This window comes from Serratia sp. X3 (assembly GCF_014982455.1).
Lineage (GTDB): Bacteria > Pseudomonadota > Gammaproteobacteria > Enterobacterales > Enterobacteriaceae > Serratia > Serratia ureilytica.
The window spans coordinates 204,276-222,033 of the sequence record NZ_JADCNB010000001.1; the positions used below are offsets into that span (position 1 = coordinate 204,276).

General features: G+C 62.7%; 16 protein-coding genes. 12 read left to right on the top strand and 4 right to left on the bottom strand.

Translation table 11 applies throughout. The features are described from left to right. The first annotated feature begins 32 nt into the window (after positions 1-32). Together IMX17_RS01040 and IMX17_RS01045 are read left to right on the top strand one after the other, a co-directional pair. Positions 33-1,268: an MFS transporter gene (locus tag IMX17_RS01040; RefSeq protein WP_193549232.1), complete on the top strand. Its 1,236-nt coding sequence runs from the start codon at positions 33-35 to the stop codon at positions 1,266-1,268. A 130-nt stretch (positions 1,269-1,398) separates the two neighbouring features. Further along, a complete protein-coding gene (locus IMX17_RS01045; protein WP_033643854.1) occupies positions 1,399-1,908 on the top strand; it encodes a DUF1097 domain-containing protein in 510 nt (169 codons plus the stop codon). Here the strand turns inward: IMX17_RS01045 and IMX17_RS01050 are convergent. Continuing rightward, complete coding sequence (locus IMX17_RS01050; RefSeq protein WP_164057608.1) at positions 1,888-2,871, bottom strand: LacI family DNA-binding transcriptional regulator; 984 nt, start codon at positions 2,869-2,871, stop codon at positions 1,888-1,890. The genes IMX17_RS01045 and IMX17_RS01050 overlap by 21 nt on opposite strands. A gap of 268 nt (positions 2,872-3,139) precedes the next feature. Here IMX17_RS01050 and idnO point away from each other — a divergent pair, with 268 nt between their 5' ends. From idnO to menE, 8 genes are all read left to right on the top strand, one after another. Further along, a complete protein-coding gene (idnO, locus tag IMX17_RS01055; RefSeq protein ID WP_033643852.1) occupies positions 3,140-3,904 on the top strand; it encodes a gluconate 5-dehydrogenase in 765 nt (254 codons plus the stop codon). A gap of 23 nt (positions 3,905-3,927) precedes the next feature. Then, positions 3,928-4,959, top strand: a complete 1,032-nt coding sequence (gene idnD / locus IMX17_RS01060; protein ID WP_193549233.1) for an L-idonate 5-dehydrogenase — start codon at positions 3,928-3,930, stop codon at positions 4,957-4,959. A gap of 81 nt (positions 4,960-5,040) precedes the next feature. Next, the gene (gene elaB, locus IMX17_RS01065; RefSeq protein ID WP_033643850.1) at positions 5,041-5,352 is read left to right on the top strand and encodes a stress response protein ElaB; all 312 of its coding nucleotides are present in this window, start codon (positions 5,041-5,043) and stop codon (positions 5,350-5,352) included. Between the two features lie 380 nt (positions 5,353-5,732). After that, positions 5,733-7,409 (top strand): 2-succinyl-5-enolpyruvyl-6-hydroxy-3-cyclohexene-1-carboxylic-acid synthase, encoded by a 1,677-nt coding sequence (gene menD, locus IMX17_RS01070; protein ID WP_046896326.1) that lies wholly within the window; start codon positions 5,733-5,735, stop codon positions 7,407-7,409. Then, a complete protein-coding gene (gene menH / locus IMX17_RS01075; RefSeq protein ID WP_046896327.1) occupies positions 7,406-8,176 on the top strand; it encodes a 2-succinyl-6-hydroxy-2,4-cyclohexadiene-1-carboxylate synthase in 771 nt (256 codons plus the stop codon). Before menD ends, menH begins: the two co-directional genes overlap by 4 nt. 11 nt (positions 8,177-8,187) lie before the next feature. After that, positions 8,188-9,045 carry a 1,4-dihydroxy-2-naphthoyl-CoA synthase gene (gene menB / locus IMX17_RS01080; protein WP_033639797.1) on the top strand — a complete coding sequence of 286 codons (858 nt, stop codon included), beginning with the start codon at positions 8,188-8,190 and terminating at the stop codon, positions 9,043-9,045. Next, positions 9,045-10,028: an o-succinylbenzoate synthase gene (menC, locus tag IMX17_RS01085; RefSeq protein WP_046896328.1), complete on the top strand. Its 984-nt coding sequence runs from the start codon at positions 9,045-9,047 to the stop codon at positions 10,026-10,028. Before menB ends, menC begins: the two co-directional genes overlap by 1 nt. Then, the gene (gene menE, locus IMX17_RS01090; RefSeq protein ID WP_193549234.1) at positions 10,016-11,401 is read left to right on the top strand and encodes an o-succinylbenzoate--CoA ligase; all 1,386 of its coding nucleotides are present in this window, start codon (positions 10,016-10,018) and stop codon (positions 11,399-11,401) included. The genes menC and menE overlap by 13 nt, the downstream gene beginning before the upstream one ends. A gap of 43 nt (positions 11,402-11,444) precedes the next feature. Here menE and katA read toward each other — a convergent pair whose 3' ends face one another. Continuing rightward, complete coding sequence (katA, locus tag IMX17_RS01095; protein ID WP_046896330.1) at positions 11,445-12,881, bottom strand: catalase KatA; 1,437 nt, start codon at positions 12,879-12,881, stop codon at positions 11,445-11,447. Between the two features lie 338 nt (positions 12,882-13,219). Between katA and IMX17_RS01100 the strand changes: the two genes are divergently transcribed. Next, positions 13,220-13,759, top strand: coding sequence for a YfaZ family outer membrane protein (locus tag IMX17_RS01100; protein ID WP_033643844.1), 540 nt, complete (start codon positions 13,220-13,222; stop codon positions 13,757-13,759). Between the two features lie 61 nt (positions 13,760-13,820). Here IMX17_RS01100 and tyrP read toward each other — a convergent pair whose 3' ends face one another. Continuing rightward, a complete protein-coding gene (gene tyrP / locus IMX17_RS01105; protein WP_193549235.1) occupies positions 13,821-15,029 on the bottom strand; it encodes a tyrosine transporter TyrP in 1,209 nt (402 codons plus the stop codon). 245 nt (positions 15,030-15,274) lie between these two features. Here tyrP and IMX17_RS01110 point away from each other — a divergent pair, with 245 nt between their 5' ends. Further along, positions 15,275-16,471, top strand: a complete 1,197-nt coding sequence (locus tag IMX17_RS01110) for a nicotinamide mononucleotide deamidase-related protein YfaY (protein ID WP_033651929.1) — start codon at positions 15,275-15,277, stop codon at positions 16,469-16,471. Between the two features lie 3 nt (positions 16,472-16,474). Here the strand turns inward: IMX17_RS01110 and IMX17_RS01115 are convergent, their stop codons facing one another. Further along, complete coding sequence (locus IMX17_RS01115; RefSeq protein WP_227414439.1) at positions 16,475-17,683, bottom strand: NAD(P)/FAD-dependent oxidoreductase; 1,209 nt, start codon at positions 17,681-17,683, stop codon at positions 16,475-16,477. Positions 17,684-17,758: the final 75 nt, after the last annotated feature.

The following is a 17,758-nucleotide window of genomic DNA, read 5'->3' on the forward strand; positions in this document are numbered from 1 at the left end:
GGCCGCCGCCTGCCGACTTTGGGAGTTGAAGCATGTCAGAAAATACCGCCATCCAGGACGTGGCGCCAGCAAACGCACAGGCGTCGCGCACGGCCATTTTACTGTTCCTGGCGCTGGCTTTGATGTCGGCATTGCTGAACAGCAGCGCGCCGACGCCGCTTTATCCGCTGTATCAGCAGCGGCTTGCGCTAAGCTCGGTCAGTCTGACCGTCATCTACGGCGCCTATGCCGCCGGCGTGCTGATCTCTTTGTTCGGCGTCGGCAATCTGGCCGGCAAAGTAAAGGATTTACGCAGCATGATCGTGCCGGCGTTGCTGGTGGTGTTGAGCGGCGCGCTGCTGTTCGCGCTGGCTGATACCTTTGTCATGATGCTGATGGCGCGGCTGCTGGCCGGGGTGGGCACCGGGGCGCTGACCGGCGCGGCGAACATCGCGTTGGTGCGGTTTGGGCCGCGCGACGGCGGTAAAAGCGCGGCGTTAATCGCAACGCTGTCATTCACCACCGGATTAGCGCTGGGGCCGATCTTCAGCGGCATCGCTTTGCAGACCGGTTTTCATCCCACGACGCTGCCGTTCGTTTTCATCATGGCCATTGCCGCCATGGCGGCGTTGGGCGTCATGCTGCTGTGGCCGCGTGGTCAGGTTGCGTCGCCGGCCCGCGCTGCGCCGGCCGAACAGGAAAAAAGCACGCTGCTCGATGGCCTGCGCGCTACCGGCGGTAAATTCTTTGTGTGCGCCGGAGCGCTGTTTGTCTGTTGGGCGCTGGCCGCCAGTATTTTGGCAATCGGCCCCGGCGTGGCGGAAAGGCTGTTAGGCATGCACCAGCGTGGCGTCTTTGGCTATGCGATTGCGGTGTATCTGCTGATCGCCGGCATCAGCCAGATCCTGAGCCGCCGCATTAACGCCCGTCATTCGCTGTTGTTCGGTTGCCTGGCGCAGGTGTTGGCGGCAGTGGTGTTCGCCATGGCGATCCAGTGGCATTCTCTGGGGCTGGCGGCGGCGGGGCTGGTGGTGGCCGGCTATGCTTACGGCGCCATTTTCGTCGGCAGCGCAACCCTGGTGAACTTGATTTCGCCACCGACCAGCCATGCGCGTTTGCTTTCTCTGTTTTACGTTATCGCTTATATCGCCAACTGGGTGCCGATCTTGCTGGGCGTGGTGGTCGATCGCGTCGATCTGCAGCAGGCGACCCATTTGCTGTTCTTGAGCAGCAGCGCAGTGTGCCTGTTGCTGGCATGGAAGACGTCCCGGCTGGGGTTCACTTGCTAATTATTTTGTGATGAATATCTATTTTTTATAATTAATGATTCTTTAATTACATTTATGATGTGATTTGTATCGCATAAATTGGCCCGTTTTCGGGTAAACTGCGCGCTTTCTTTTTGCTGCAGGTCACTTTATGAACGTTCTTTTCGCCATTGCCGTCACCACCGGGATCCTGTCCGGCGTTTGGGGATGGGTTGCCGTCAGTCTGGGCCTGATCGGTTGGGCCGGTTTTCTCGGCTGCACGGCCTATTTCGCCTGCCCGCAGGGCGGCCTGAAAGGGCTGTTGATCGGCGCGTTGACCTGCTGCAGCGGCGTTTTCTGGGCAATGGTCATCATCCACGGCAGCGAACTGGCGCCGCAATGGAATTTGCTGGGGTATCTGCTGACCGGCGCCGTGGCGTTCTTGATGTGCATACAGGCCAAACAGCAATGGCTGGGGTTCGTGCCCGGCACCTTTATCGGCGCCTGTGCGACCTTCGCCGGCGGCGGCGACTGGCCGCTGGTGACGCTCTCTTTGCTGGTGGGCCTGCTATTCGGCTATGCGATGAAAAACAGCGGGCTGTGGTGGGCGGCGCGCAGCGAAAAAGCCCGCGCCGCACAACCGGTCAGCCGGCATGCCGGCTCAAACGGTGCCGCCGAGTGAGAGGCGGTAGTGCAGGTCGAGACGCTCGGCGCAGGGCTCGCCCGCGATCCGCTGCAGCAACAGTTCACTGGCGGCCTTACCCATCTCAAAGCGCGGCGTGATCACGCTGGCGATGCCCGGCGTGGTCGCCTGGCCGATATCCAGACCGTGAAAACCCGATAGCGCAACCTCCTGCGGCACGCGCACGCCGAGACGCAGGCAGGCCTGCAACACGCCTACCGCCAAATCGTCGTTGGTGCACAGGATACCGTCCAACTGCGGGTAGCGTTCGCGCGCCATCGCCAGCATGTCGGCGCCGATCGAAACCGATGAGACCCGATGCGGTGTGATCTGGCGCGGCGTTTGCCCCTGAGCCGCCATGGCGCGGCAGTATCCCTGGTAACGTTTAGTGTCGCGGGCGTCGGACATGGCGCCAAAGTAAACGATATGGCGTTTGCCGCTGGCCAGCAGCGCGGCGGTCATGTCATACCCCGCCTGTTCATTGTCGAATCCCACCGCGATCCGCCCCGGCGGCGCGTCGAGATCCATCACCTGCGCGATGGGAATTTTCGCGGCGGCGAGATAGGTCTCCGCGCGCAAGGTGTGCGCCGAATCGGTGAGGATTAGCCCGGCGATTGGATAAGCCAGCAGCTGTGCAATCTGCTCTTCTTCCCGCTGCGGGCTGTAATCGTAGTTTACCACCAGCGTTTGGTAACCCCGCGCCTGGGTGACGGATTCGATGCCGGCCAGCAGATCGGCGAAAATCTGGTTATTGAAAGAGGGGATCAACACGCCGATGCGCGGTTTTCTGCCGGCCTGTGCGGTATCGGCGTCAGTGATGTTCAGCTCCCGCATGACCTGCGCAATACGTTCGGCGGTGTCGGCCGCCACTTTGTCCGGCGTGCGCAGAAAACGGCTGACGGTCATTTTGGTCACGCCGGCCAATTGCGCGATGTCCTGTAGCGTTACGCGGGGGTGTTTCATTCGGTAGCCTTAACGGGCGGAGCGGCAAGGGGGGATAGCGGTATGTTAACAAATCGATTTGGTGATAACAACGCATGCGATTTTATTGAAAACATTAATTTTTCAATTAGATAGGTTGGTTTTGTTCTCTCACTGTCTGCGTGAGTTCACGTTAAGGGTAACAGGGTTTCGTAACATTATTTTCAGTGATTTCCATCACGTTTTTACCGGTAACAATCGGCTGAGATAGAGGCCTGTCCGATTGGAGGCCTGAAGGCCGGGAATCACCATGAACAACCTGTTTTCTCTGGATAACAAAACCGTCTTGATCACCGGCGCCTCGCGCGGCATCGGTTTTCTGCTGGCACGCGGTCTGGCGCAGCAAGGCGCGCATATTCTGGTCAACGCCACCACCGAAGAACATGCCCGGCACGCCGCCGATCGCCTGCGCGAAGAGGGGCTGCGCGCCGACGCGGCGGCGTTCGACGTCACCGACTCTCAGGCGGTGCATGCCGCCATCGGCCGTATCGAAACGGACATCGGCGCGATAGACGTGTTGATCAACAACGCCGGCATCCAGCGCCGTCATCCCTTCACCGAGTTCCCGGAGCAAGACTGGGACGACATCATCGCCGTCAACCAGAAGGCGGTCTTCATCGTGTCGCAGACCGTGGCCCGTTACATGGTGCCGCGCCGGCGCGGCAAGATAGTCAATATCGGCTCGATGCAAAGCGAGCTGGGACGTGACACCATCACCCCTTATGCGGCATCCAAGGGCGCGGTGAAAATGCTGACGCGCGGCATGTGCGTGGAGTTGGCGCGTTACAACATTCAGGTCAACGGCATTGCCCCCGGCTATTTCAAAACCGAGATGACGCAGGCGTTGGCCGACGACCCGGCCTTTACCGCCTGGCTAACCCAGCGCACGCCCGCCGCGCGTTGGGGGGATCCGCAGGAGCTGATCGGCGCGGCGGTGTTCCTGGCCGCCGACGCTTCCAGCTTCGTCAACGGGCAGCTGCTGTTTGTCGATGGCGGCATGTCCGCTGCGGTGTAATCCCTCTTGCGTGGAGTGTTGAGATGAAAATTCAAACCCAGTCCTGCATGGTCAACGGCAAACGCGACGTGGCGGTGATCGCGCAAGAAGTGAATTATCAGGGGCAGGGCACGCTGGTGAAAATCCGCCGCGGCGGCATCTGCGGCTCGGACCTGCATTACTTTCAGGAAGGGAAGGTCGGCAATTTTCAGGTACGCCAGCCGATGGTGCTGGGCCACGAGGCGATCGGCGAGGTGCTCGCCAGCGATTCGCCGCAGTTGCCGGTCGGGCAGAAGGTGGCGCTCAATCCCAGCAAACCCTGCGGGCAGTGCAAATATTGTCTGGCGCAGCAAAGCAATCAGTGCGTCGAAATGCGCTTTTTCGGCAGCGCGATGTATTTCCCGCACGTCGACGGCGCTTTCACCCAATACAAGGTGGTGGATAGCGTGCAGTGCATTCCTTACGCCGCCGATCGCGACGACAGGGTGATGGTATTCGCCGAACCGCTGGCGGTGGCGATCCACGCGGCGAAACAGCCCGGCGCGGTGAAGGGTAAAACGGTTTTCGTGTCCGGCGTCGGCCCGATCGGCTGTTTGCTGGTGGCGGCGCTGAAAGCGCTGGGCGCCGCCGAGATCGTCTGCGCCGATCTCAGCCCGCGCTGTCTGGCGCTCGCCGGCCAGATGGGGGCGGACTGCTGTCTGCATGCCGCAGACGACGATTTCAGCGGATATCAGCAACACAAAGGCTATTTCGACATCGCTTTCGAGGCAGCAGGGCATCCGACGTCGCTGCAGCGCTGCCTGGAAGTCACGCGCGCCAAGGGCACCGTCGTGCAGGTGGGGATGGGCGGCAGCTTCCCTGATTTCCCGCTGATGCTGTTGATCGCCAAGGAGTTGAATCTGCTCGGCTCCTTCCGCTTCGTGGAGGAATTCGCGCTGGCGGTGGCCTGGCTGGCCGGCGATGTGGTCGATCCGCTGCCGCTGCTGTCGGCGGAGTTCGCCGGGGACCAACTGGCGCAGGCGCTGGAGTTTGCCGGCGACAAGCGCCGGGCCGCCAAGGTGCAATTAGTGTTTTAGGGTAAAAGTCCGATGGCCGCAGGTGACGATCGTTGTCTATAGTGTAGGAACGCTTAATTTTTCAACCACGGAGATCTCACGATGGCAAGACATACGGATGCTGAGCAAACTACGCTGGATGACGATCTGAGAATGCTGACCGAAACGCTGGAAGAAGTGTTGCAATACAGCGGCGATCGCGCGGATCAGGCCTACATCGACATCAAGTCGCACGCCGAGCAGGCGCTGAGTGAGGTCAAGGCGCGCTGGGTGAACACCGGCGAATCCTACTATGCCCGCGCCAAAGAAGCGGTGCACCGCACCGACGACTATGTGCGGGATAAACCCTGGCACAGCGTGGGCATCGGCGCCACCGTCGGGCTGGTGCTGGGGCTGCTGCTGGCCCGCAAATAAACCACGATCCAGGGGCGGCGCAAGCCGCCTCGTTCTTTTCTGCAGACTGTGTGCTTCATCCCGCTGTTTCTCCGATAGTTCTTCCATTTCCCGCCTATACTTTCCGCTAGCCGCCGCAGGCGGGGCGTTATTCCCCTGTTTTTTGTGCGGGCGGATTGAGGCCATGTCGCTGCAGGTGTAAAGTGTTTGTGTATTTATTGTTTATTTTTTGTTCTAAATCAAATAATTATCTGGTGTAAACACCCAGGGATATACGGCGTTTTTGCGCTGGCGCAAAAGCCGTGAAAATAACACCTCATATAATACAGAGCGTAACTACAGGCGCGGCGTCCGTCGGCTGCGCCGGGGACGATCTCTGCTAACTGACTTGTGAGCGAACTATGTCGACAAGTGTTTTTAATCGCCGGTGGGCGGCTGTGCTGCTCGAGGCGCTGGCCCGCCATGGGGTGCGGCATGTTTGTATCGCTCCGGGATCGCGCTCCACGCCGTTGACGCTGGCCGCTGCGGCCAACCGATCTTTTATCTGTCATACCCACTTTGATGAACGCGGGCTCGGCCATTTGGCGCTTGGGCTGGCGAAGGCGGCGCGTGAGCCGGTAGCGGTGATTGTCACGTCCGGCACCGCGGCGGCGAACCTTTACCCGGCTTTAATCGAGGCCGGTCTGACCGGTGAGCGGCTGGTGTTTCTCACCGCCGATCGGCCGCCGGAACTGATCGACTGCGGCGCCAATCAGGCGATCCGTCAAAACGGCCTCTACAGCAGCCACCCGACGTTGGCGATCGATCTGCCGCGTCCTACGCCGGATATTCCGGCCGCGTGGCTGGCCTCCAGCGTCGACAGCGCGATGGCGCGCCTGCAGCACGGTGCGTTGCATATCAACTGCCCGTTCGCCGAACCGCTGTACGGCGGTGATGAGCGTCAGTATGCCGATTGGTCCGCCGCGCTGGGCGACTGGTGGCAGAGCGATCGGCCTTGGCTGCAGGAAAGCGAGACGCGTGCGGCGCCGTCGCCGCAGCCGGACTGGTTCTTCTGGCGGCAAAAACGCGGCGTGGTGCTGGCCGGCCGCATGAGCGCGGAAGAGGGCGCACGGCTGGCCGACTGGGCCGAGACGCTGGGCTGGCCGCTGATCGGCGATGTGCTGTCGCAGACCGGGCAACCGCTGCCCTGCGCCGATTTATGGCTCGCTCATCCGCAGGCGCAGCGCGTGTTGCAAGACGCGCAGCTGGTGGTGCAGTTCGGCGGCAGTCTGACCGGTAAACGCCTGCTGCAGTGGCAGGCGCAGTGTCGGCCGGAAGAGTATTGGGTCATCGACGAGCTGCCGGGGCGGCTCGATCCGGCCCAGCACCGGGGGCGGCGTCTGCGTGCCGGGGTGGCGCAGTGGTTGGCGCAGCATCCGGCGCAACCGCGCGCACCGTGGGCCGCCGGGCTGGCGGCCTTGGCGGATAAGGCGCTGACGGCGGCGTCCACGCATCTGCACGATAACTTTGGCGAAGCGCAGCTGGCGCACCGCCTGCCGGAACTGCTGCCGGAGAACGGCCAGCTGTTCCTCGGCAACAGCCTGGTGGTGCGACTGATCGACGCGTTAACCACGCTGCCTGTCGCTTACCCGGTATTCAGCAACCGCGGCGCCAGCGGCATCGACGGTCTGATTTCCACCGCCGCCGGCGTACAGCGCGCCACCGCCCGGCCGACGTTGGCGGTGGTGGGCGACCTTTCCGCGTTGTATGACCTCAATGCGCTGGCGTTGTTGCGCCACTGTTCGGCGCCGACGGTGCTGATCGTCGTCAACAATAACGGTGGCCAAATTTTCTCGCTGCTGCCGACGCCGGAAGAGGAACGGCAGCGCTTTTACTGCATGCCGCAAAATATCGAGTTCAGCCACGCGGCGGCGATGTTCCAGCTTGGCTACGCGCGGCCGGAGAACTGGAGCCAACTGCAACAGGCGGTTGAACAAGGCTGGCGGCGCGGCGGTGCCACGCTGATAGAACTGCAGGTGTCGCCGAGCGCAGGGGCCGAGAGTCTGCAATTCCTGGTGCAACAGATGGCGGTGCAATGATGCTGGCGACGCGAATTTTGCAACAGGGCGAAGCGGGGCGTCCGTGGCTGGTATGGCTGCACGGCCTGCTGGGCAACAACAATGAATGGCGGGTGATCGCCGCGCGTTGCCCGGAATGGCCGTCGCTGGCCATCGATCTGCCCGGCCACGGCGATTCTGTGGCGGTGAGCTGCCGCGGCTTTGACGACATCAGCGCGCAAATCGCCGCGACCCTGCAACTGCGCAATATTGAACGTTATTGGCTGGTGGGCTACTCGCTCGGCGGGCGCATCGCCATGTATCACGCTTGCCACGGCCGCCATGACGGCCTGCAAGGCGTGATCGTCGAGGGCGGCAATCCGGGGCTTGAGGACGAACAACAGCGCCGCGATCGTTGCGAGCAGGATGCGCGATGGGCGGCGCGTTTTCGCAGTGAGCCGATTGCCGAAGTCCTGGCGGACTGGTATCAGCAGCCGGTGTTCAAAGAGCTTAGCCATGTGCACCGCCAGGCGCTGATCGCCGCGCGTTCGATCAACAGCGGCCCGGCGATTGCCGACATGCTCGAAGCCACATCGCTCGGCAGACAGCCTTATCTGGCGCCGCAGCTGCGCCAACTGACCGTGCCGCTGCGGGTGCTGTGCGGTGAGAACGACCCCAAATTTCAACGGCTGGCGCGCGACGCCGGGTTGCCGTTGCGCATCGTGCCGCAGGCCGGCCACAACGCGCATCTGGCCAATCCGCAGGATTTCGTCGCCGAGCTGCAGACCTTTCTCGTTAACCCTGGTTAAAGGAACCGAACATGCTTTATCCGAATGAAGAACACCTGTATGCCGCCATCGCCTGGCAAGATTGCACCGGCGATTTCGAAGACATTCTGTATCACAAGTCCGCCGACGGCATCGCCAAAATCACCATCAACCGGCCGCAGGTGCGCAACGCGTTTCGTCCGCAAACGGTCAAAGAGATGATCGACGCGCTGGCCAACGCCCGTTACGACGACGGCATCGGCGTCATTATTCTGACCGGCGCTGGCGATAAGGCTTTCTGCTCCGGCGGCGATCAGAAAGTGCGCGGTGACTACGGCGGCTATCGCGACGACAGCGGCGTACATCACCTCAACGTGCTGGACTTCCAGCGCCAGATCCGCACCTGCCCGAAACCGGTGGTGGCGATGGTGGCCGGCTATTCGATCGGCGGCGGCCACGTGCTGCACATGATGTGCGATCTGACCATCGCGGCGGATAACGCCATCTTCGGCCAGACCGGCCCGAAAGTGGGCTCGTTCGACGGCGGCTGGGGCGCGTCTTACATGGCGCGCATCGTCGGCCAGAAGAAGGCGCGCGAAATCTGGTTCCTGTGCCGCCAGTACGACGCCGCCGCCGCGCTCGACATGGGCCTGGTCAATACCGTCGTGCCGCTGGCCGATCTGGAAAAAGAGACGGTGCGCTGGTGCCGCGAAATGCTGCAGAACAGCCCGATGGCGCTGCGCTGCCTGAAGGCGGCGCTGAATGCCGACTGCGACGGCCAGGCCGGTTTGCAGGAGCTGGCGGGCAACGCCACCATGCTGTTTTACATGACCGACGAAGGGCAGGAAGGGCGCAACGCGTTCAACGAGAAGCGCCAACCGGACTTCAGCAAATTCAAGCGTAACCCGTAATGAGCGGGGCAAACCGCAGCGCGGCGCTATACCGTTACAGCCTGCCGATGGAGGCGGGCGTGGTGCTGCGCAATCAACGGTTGAAAACGCGTGACGGATGGGTGGTGCAGCTGTGTCAGGGCGAACGTGAAGGCTGGGGCGAGATCGCACCGCTGCCGGAATTCAGCCGGGAAACGCCGGCGCAGGCCGAACAGGCCGCATTGGACTGGCTGCAGGCGTGGTTGGCGGGCAACGAACCGGAGCACAGCGCGCTGCCCTCGGTGGCCTTTGGGCTCAGCTGCGCGCAGGCCGAGCTGGAGCAGCGTTTGCCGATGCAGGCGGATTTTCGCAAGGCGCCGCTGTGCACCGGCGATCCGGATGAGCTGTTCGAGACATTGAGCGCTTTACCGGGCGAGAAAGTCGCCAAGGTGAAGGTGGGGCTGTATGAGGCGGTGCGGGACGGCATGATCGTCAACGTGTTGCTGGAGGCGCTGCCGGATCTTCGGCTGCGGCTGGACGCCAACCGCAGCTGGACCCGCGCCAAGGCCGACGGCTTCGCCAGGTACGTTAGCCCGGCGTGGCGCGATCGCATCGCCTTCCTGGAAGAGCCCTGCAAGACCCGTGATGAATCGCGCGACTTCGCCCGGGCGACCGGTATCGCCATCGCCTGGGATGAGAGCGTGCGGGAGGCGGACTTTGTGGTGCAGGCCGAGCCGGGCGTGGCGGCCATCGTGATCAAGCCGACGCTGGTCGGCAGCCTGGCGCGTTGCCAGACGCTGGTGGCGCAGGCGCACGCGGCGGGCCTGACGGCGGTGATCAGCTCCAGCCTCGAATCCAGCCTGGGGTTGACCCAGCTGGCGCGCATTGCCCATTGGCTGACGCCGGATACCGTGCCGGGCCTGGACACGCTGGGGTTGATGCAGGCGCAGGTGCTGCGCCCGTGGCCGGGCAGCGCGTTGCCGCTGCTGGATGTCTCGGCGCTGGAGTGCCTATGGCGCCGTTGAACGATTGGCCGTGGCGACACTGGGCGCGCACTCAGCCGCAGGCGACGGCGCTGATGCTCGGCGAACAACCGCTGAGCTGGCTGACGTTGCAGAGCCAGGTGGATGAGCTGGCGGCGGATTTCCAGCATCAGGGCGTTGAACCGGGCTGCGGCGTGGCGCTGTGCGGTAAAAACAGCTATCCACTGCTGCTGGCCTATCTGGCGCTGTTGCAGTGCGGCGCACGCCTGCTGCCGCTCAATCCCGCCTTGCCGACGCCGCTGCTGGCGCAGCTGTTGCCGGAATTGGATATGACCTTTGTCTTCGGCCCAGACTCGTTGCCGGCGCTGCCGGAAGACGTGATTCGATTGACCCCGCCGTCGACCGAGCCGCGTTGGCCAGACCTGCCGACGTGGGATGCGCAGCGTCTGGCGACGCTGACGTTGACTTCCGGTTCCAGCGGCATGCCGAAAGCGGCCGCGCACAGCTATGCCAACCATCTGGCCAGCGCCGCCGGGGTGTTGGGGCTGATGGCGTTTCAGCGCGAGGATTGCTGGCTGCTGTCATTGCCGCTGTTTCATGTCTCCGGACAGGGCATTGTCTGGCGCTGGCTGGCGGCGGGCGCCCGGTTGGCGGTGCGCGAGATGCACCCGCTGAACGAGACGTTGGCGGGATGCACGCATGCCTCGTTGGTGCCGACCCAGCTGTGGCGGCTGTTGGCGCAACCGCTGGCGGGCATGACGCTGAAGGCGGTGCTGCTCGGCGGCGCGATGATCCCGGTGGAACTGACCGAACGGGCGGAGGCGGCGGGGATCCGTTGCTGGTGCGGCTACGGGCTGACCGAACTGGCCTCCACGGTGTGCGCCAAGCGCGCCGATGCGCGGCCGGGTGTCGGCCTGCCGCTCGGCGGCCGCGAGGTAAAACTGGTGGATGAAGAGGTCTGGATCCGCGCCGACAGCCTGGCGCTTGGCTACTGGCGTCATGGCCATCTGCAGCCGTTGGCCGATGAACAGGGCTGGTTCGCGACCCGCGATCGCGGCGCGATGGCGGAGGGGGAACTGCGCATTCTCGGCCGGCTGGACAACCTGTTTTTCAGCGGCGGCGAAGGGGTGCAGCCGGAAGATATCGAACGCGTGCTGGCGGCGCATCCGCAGATCACGCAGGCGTTTGTGGTGCCGGTGGTGGACGCCGAATTCGGCCAGCGGCCGGTGGCGGTGATCGACGGCGATCCGTCGCTGTCGCTGGCGACGCTGCTCGCCTGGTCGCAGGATAAGCTCGCCAATTTCCAACGCCCGACGGCATTGCTTCCGCTGCCTGATGAGCTGAAAAACGGCGGCATCAAGATTTCGCGCCGCCGGTTGCAGGCGTGGGTGGCGGAGCGCCTGCGTCAGGCATAAAAAAGCCGCCCGAAAGGGCGGCTGAGCGAATGATGACGGCGGGTTATTTCAGTCCCAACGCCTTGGCGACGCCGGCGCCGTAGTCCGGGTGCACCTTGGTGAACAGCTCGACCTGACGGCGCTGGATGTGTTCCGGCACCTGCGACAGTTCGCCGGCGATGCGGGTGAACATGCGCTGGTGCTCTTCGGCGCTCAGCAGGTTGAACAGCGCGCGCGGCTGGCTGTAGTAATCGTCGTCTTCACGATGATTCCAGTGGTCGGCCGCGCCTTCAATGCTCAGCGGCGGTTCGCTGAAGTCCGGCTGTTCCTGGAACAGGCCGAAGCTGTTCGGTTCGTAGGTTGCGCCGTTGCCGCTGTTGCCGTCCACGCGCATCGCGCCGTCGCGATGATAGTTGTGGAACGGGCATTTGGCGCCGTTCACCGGGATCTGGTGGTGGTTGACGCCCAGGCGGTAGCGGTGCGCATCGCCATAGGAGAACAGGCGGCCCTGCAGCATTTTATCCGGCGAGAAACTGATGCCCGGCACCACGTTGGCGGGGTTCATCGCCACCTGCTCAACCTCGGAGAAGTAGTTGTCGGGGTTGCGGTTCAGCTCGAAAAAGCCGACGTCGATCAGCGGGTAGTCGCCGTGCGGCCAGACCTTGGTCAGATCGAACGGATTATACGGCGTCTGCGAGGCCTCATGTTCCGGCATGACCTGGATCTGCAGTTTCCAGCGCGGGAAGTCGCCGCGTTTGATCGCATCGAACAAATCGCGCTGTGAGCTTTCGCGATCCTTGGCGATGATCGCTTCCGCTTCTTCATCCATCAGGTTTTCAATGCCTTGTTCGCAGCGGAAGTGGAATTTCACCCAGAAGCGCTCGTTGGCGGCATTGATAAAGCTGAAGGTGTGGCTGCCGAAACCGTGCATGTGGCGGTAGGACTTGGGAATGCCGCGATCGCTGAAGTCGATGGTCAGCTGGTGCAGCGATTCCGGCAGGTGAGAGAAGAAATCCCACTTGTACACCGGATTACGCAGGTTGGTATGCGGATCGCGTTTCACCACGTGATTGAGATCGGGGAATTTCAGCGGATCGCGCAGATAGAACACCGGCGTATCGTTGCCCACCAAATCCCAGTTGCCTTCTTCGGTATAGAACTTCATGGCAAAACCGCGAATGTCGCGTTCGGCGTCGGCCGCGCCGCGCTCACCGGCGACGGTGGAGAAGCGGATAAACATGTCGGTCTGCTTACCGATTTCGGAGAAGATCTTGGCGCGCGTGTAGCGGGTGATGTCATGGGTGACGGTAAAGGTGCCGTAGGCGCCGGATCCTTTGGCGTGCATGCGGCGCTCGGGGATGACCTCGCGGTCGAAGTGGGCCAGTTTTTCCAGGAACCACACGTCCTGCAACAGCATCGGGCCGCGTTTGCCCGCGGTGATCACGTTATTGTTATCGACAACCGGGGCGCCGGCTGCGGTGGTCAGTCCTTTCTTGCTCATCACTTGCTCCTTATCGTAGTGCAGTTAAGTAAAGACTCGGGCGGTTTAAGCGTTCATCAGCATAGTCCTTTGGCGGGGCTTCTTCCCCTGACCTTGGTCAAAGCCACTACTAGTTGTAGCCCTATTGCCGAGCGACGGCAAATAGGTCTCGGTTATCGTTGGCATCGCCTTGACGAATATGGATTTTTGTTTGCAAATTTTTACATTTATTTGATTATTGAAGAATTTTTTCGCTTTTATCCCTTAAATACTCATTGCGCTTTGGTATAGACTCATGACGTTATTATTTTGCGTTGATTCGATCATTCGGTACGGATGACAAACCAGAGGGAAAGATGATGAAAAAGACTTGGGTCGCGTGCGCGGCAGGATTGCTGTTTGTGACCGGCGCGGCGAACGCCATCAGCGTGTCGGGCGAAGCCGGGCAACACTACACCAACCTGGGCGTTGGCATGAGCACCGGCTCTTCAGGTCTGGGCCTGACCGGCAACTGGGCGCGCAGCGACCACGACGGCAACGTCGGCAGCGTGGGGTTGAACTTCGGCGTGCCGCTGGGGCCGTTGACGGCGACCGTGGGCGCCAAAGCGCTGTACCTCAGCCCGAAAGACGGGAAAAGCGGCGGGGCGGTGGCGCTGGGCGGCGGCCTGGAGTGGGAAATTAACCGTTACTTCAGCCTGCACGGCGAAGGTTACTTTGCCCCTGAGTCTTTCACCAGCGGCGTGAAGGCCTATAACGAAGCCAGCGGCGGCCTGCGCTGGAAGTTCCGTCCGCTGAGCGTGGACGTGGGCTATCGTTACATGCAGATGGAAGGCAAAGACGGGCGTCGTGACAACACCCTGGCCGATGGCCCTTATGTCGGTGTCGGTCTGAGCTTCTGACGCTGAGCAAAAAGGGGCCATTGCGGCCCCTTTCTCTTTATCATTCCTTGTCTTTCGTCGCTTACCCGACCGCCGGCAGCATGCCGCTGGCGATACCCAGTTGGATGGCGATCACCGTTACCCCACAGACAAACACCAGCGCCAGCGCAGGGGTGCCGCCCCAGACGCGATACTGCGCCTGATGCTTTTGGCGGGTTTTCCACACCAGCAGCGAAGGCAGCAGCAGCGCCAGTACCGACAGGGCGATGGCGGCGAAACCCAGCGCCAGCACGAAACCGCGCGGGTAGAACAGCGCGAAGGCCAGCGGCGGCAGGAAGGTGATGGCGCCGGTTTGCAGGCGGCCACGCACGTTATCTTGCCGCTTGAACAGGTCAGCCAGGAAATCGAACAGCCCAAGCGCAACGCCGAGGAACGAGGTCGCCAGCGCCAGATCGGCGAACAGGTGCACCGCCAGTTCAACGTGCGGCGAAGCTACTGCATCACGCACCGCTTGCAACAGGCCATTCAGCCCGGCCTGCTGCGCCAGCATGCCGACGAAGGTGTCGGAGCTGATACTGCCCAGCGTTGCCAGTTGCCAGAAGATATAGGCGATCAGCGGGATGGCGCTGCCGATGATAAACACCCAACGCAGTTTGCGAATGTTGCCGCCCATGTAGTTGACGATGCTCGGCACGCTGCCGTGGAAGCCAAATGAGGTGAAGATCACCGGAATGGCCGACAGCGCCAGGCCTTGCTCCAGCGGCAACGTCATCAGATTGGTCTGGTGGATATTCGGCAACATCAGGCCGAGCATCACCACCAGAAACACCACTTTCGCGCTGAACAGGATGCGGTTGAACAAGTCGACCGAGTGGGTGCCGATGCACACCACGCCGCCGGCCACCAGGGTGAACAGCAGGACGCCGAGCGACACCGGGAAGTCCTGCGATGTCCATTGGCTGATGCTGGTGGCGAGCAGTTCGCCGGCGCCGCTAATGTAGGCGGCGGTGAGGGCGTACATCAGGAACATCATGCTAAAGCTGGTCAGCCACTGGCCGCCGCCGCCGAGATAACGTTTGGCGAGCGTGCCCAGACCGGTATCCGCCTGCTCATGCTGGTAAACCTCTACCAGTAACAGCGCGGTGTAACACATCAACAGCCACAGCCCGACCAGTAAGGCCAGCGTGACGCCGAAACCGACGCCGGCCGCCGCCAGCGGCATCGCCAACATCCCGGCGCCAATGGTGGTGCCCGCCACGATAAAAACACTGCCAAGAGTGCGATTCTTCACGTTTTTTCTCTACCAGCCGAAAGATTTTGAAAATTATAGGTAACGATTTATGAGGATGGCAGGATAGTGGAAGCCCTAATTTGTGTCAAACCGGCGTTACGCGCATTGTAAACTAAAGTTTACGACCTTGCGGGCGGCATGGCGCATGATGAACGACGCGATGGCGGAAATAATCCGACGGCGGCTAGTGAAAAGTTATTTACGGGCTTCTATAGTGGAATGACCAAAAAATGCGGGAGAGATCAATGTTAAGGGTGGAGATGCTCAGCACCGGCGATGAGGTGCTGCACGGGCAAATTATTGATACCAACGCCGCCTGGCTGGCGGACTACCTGTTCCAGCAGGGCGTGCCGATGAGCGGGCGGGAAACGGTAGGGGACAGCCTCTCTGCTTTGATCGAGATCCTGCAGGAACGCAGCCATATCGCCGATGTGCTGATCGTCAACGGCGGCCTGGGGCCGACCAGTGACGATTTGAGCGCGCTGGCCGCCGCGAAAGCCTGCGGCGTAGAGCTGATTGAACGGGCCGACTGGCTGGCGCGCATGGAAGCCTATTTCGCCGAGCGCGGGCGGCCGATGGCCCCTTCCAACCGCAAGCAGGCGCAGATCCCGGCCAATGCGGAAATGCTGGATAACCCGGTGGGCACCGCCTGCGGTTTCGCGTTGCAGCTGAACCAATGCCTGATGTTCTTCACCCCCGGCGTGCCTTCGGAATTCAAAGTGATGGTCGAACAGCAGATCGTGCCGCGTCTGCGCCAGCGCTTCACTTTGCCAGCGCCGCCGCTGTGCCTGCGCCTGACGACGTTCGGCACCTCCGAGAGCGATCTGGCCGCCGAACTGGATAGCCTGCCGCTGCCGCCGGACGTGGTGCTGGGGTACCGCTCGTCCAGCCCGATCATTGAGCTGAAGCTGACCGGGCCGGAAAGCCGGCGCGCGGAGATGGAGCTGGCCTGGCGACGCGTGCGCGAGGTGGCGGGGGACAACTGCATCTTCGAAGGCACCGTCGGGTTGCCGGCGACGCTGACGCAGCGCCTGAATCAGCAAGGGCTGAAGCTGGCGTTGAGCGAGCAATTCAGCGGCGGCTTGATCAACCTGCAGCTGCAGAGCGAAGGCGCGCCGCTGGCGGGGGGAGAGCTGCTGCCGGCCCATTGCATCGAAACGCTGGAAACGACGCTGGCGCGCGCCCGCTCGCTGGCGGAATTGACCGGCGCGCCGTTGGCGTTGGCGGTCAGCGCCATGCGCGATGAGCAGGTGAGCATTGCGCTGCACACGCCGCGCGGCGGGATTGGCCAGACCGTGCGTTATCGCGCGTCGCGCCACGGGCTGCGGCTGCGGCAGGAGTCGGTGGCGATGCTGGCGCTGGATATGCTGCGCCGTTGGCTGAATGGGGGCCAGGCGTGCGGTAAAAACGCCTGGCTGGAGGTGGTGGAAATTATCGAGTGACGCTCATGGCGCTGAGTTGTCTGCCTCACTGTTTTGTTGTAGCCGTTCGGACGCCAGGCGTGAAAGACGTATTACCGCCGCGCCTCGCGTTTGCAGCTCTGTACCGTAGTTCCTGAGCGCCTGCGCGGCGCTGTCTGAGTGCGCCAGATGCGCCGCCAGGCTGGCGGCGTCTACCAGCGCGGTGTTGGCGCCGAGCCCACCCGCCGGGCTCATGGCGTGCACGGCGTCGCCGAGAAAGGCGATGCGTTCGCTGTGCCATTCCGGCATCGCCGCCGTAACCTGCACCGTCCGCACGCTGAGCGACAGGGGATCCGCCAGCGCTAACGCCGTTTGCAAGGTGGGCGCCCAGCCTTGCGAGATATGCCGCACGCGCGCCTGCAACGCGGTGCTCTCCTCCAGTCCCGGGGCCCCGCCGAGACGCTCAGCCGATCCGATACAGGCCCAATAGAGATAGTCGTCGACCGGCGAGAGGCGGCAATCGGGCGCGTAGTCGGCCGCCAGTTGCGCCATGGGGGCCTGAAAGCGCATCGGTTCAACCACCAGCGACATGCCGTCGGCGAAGATCACCGATACGCCGTTCAGCAGCTCAGGGGCCAATTGGGCGCGGGTCGCCGCATCGAGCGGCGTTTTGCCGTAGAGGGTGACCGCACCGCTGTCTTCGGGCCCCGCCTCGGGCAGGCAGCGCCGCCGCACCAGCGAGTTGACGCCGTCGGCGGCGATCAGCACATCGACCCGCACGTGCTCGCCGTTGGCGAACTGAAGTTCCACACCCTGCGGCGTTTGTGCAAATTCACGCAAGGTATGGCCGAAACGCACCCGGTCTTGCAGGCCGGCAAGCAGGATCTCGCGCAGCGTTTGGCGATGAATGCCGAGATCGCCGCCCGGTTCTTGCGTTTGGCGCTGGCTGGAGGGCAACCAGTGCTCGGGGCGCCGGCCGGTGAGCGGGGCAAGCTGCGGATCCCATAGATTGCTCTCGCCGCTGTTTTGCGCGCTGCCGGCGCAGAGCAAGCGGTAGTGCGCCGGCGGCAGGCAGGCGGCCAGCGCCTGCTGGCCCGACGGATCGATGCGCAGCCGGTAGCCCTGATCGCGTGCTTGCGGTGTGGTGTCGCGTTCAAACACCGTGGCGTGGATGCCGAAGCGGCGCAGTCCCTGAGCCAGACACAGGCCGCCGGGCCCGGCGCCGATAATGCCAATGCTGAGTGTTGTCATCATGTTCCCTCGTGAGTCAGTGGCCAGACGGTAGCGGCCGGAAGCATTTCATTATCTCGGCGCAGGAAAAGGTTGGTA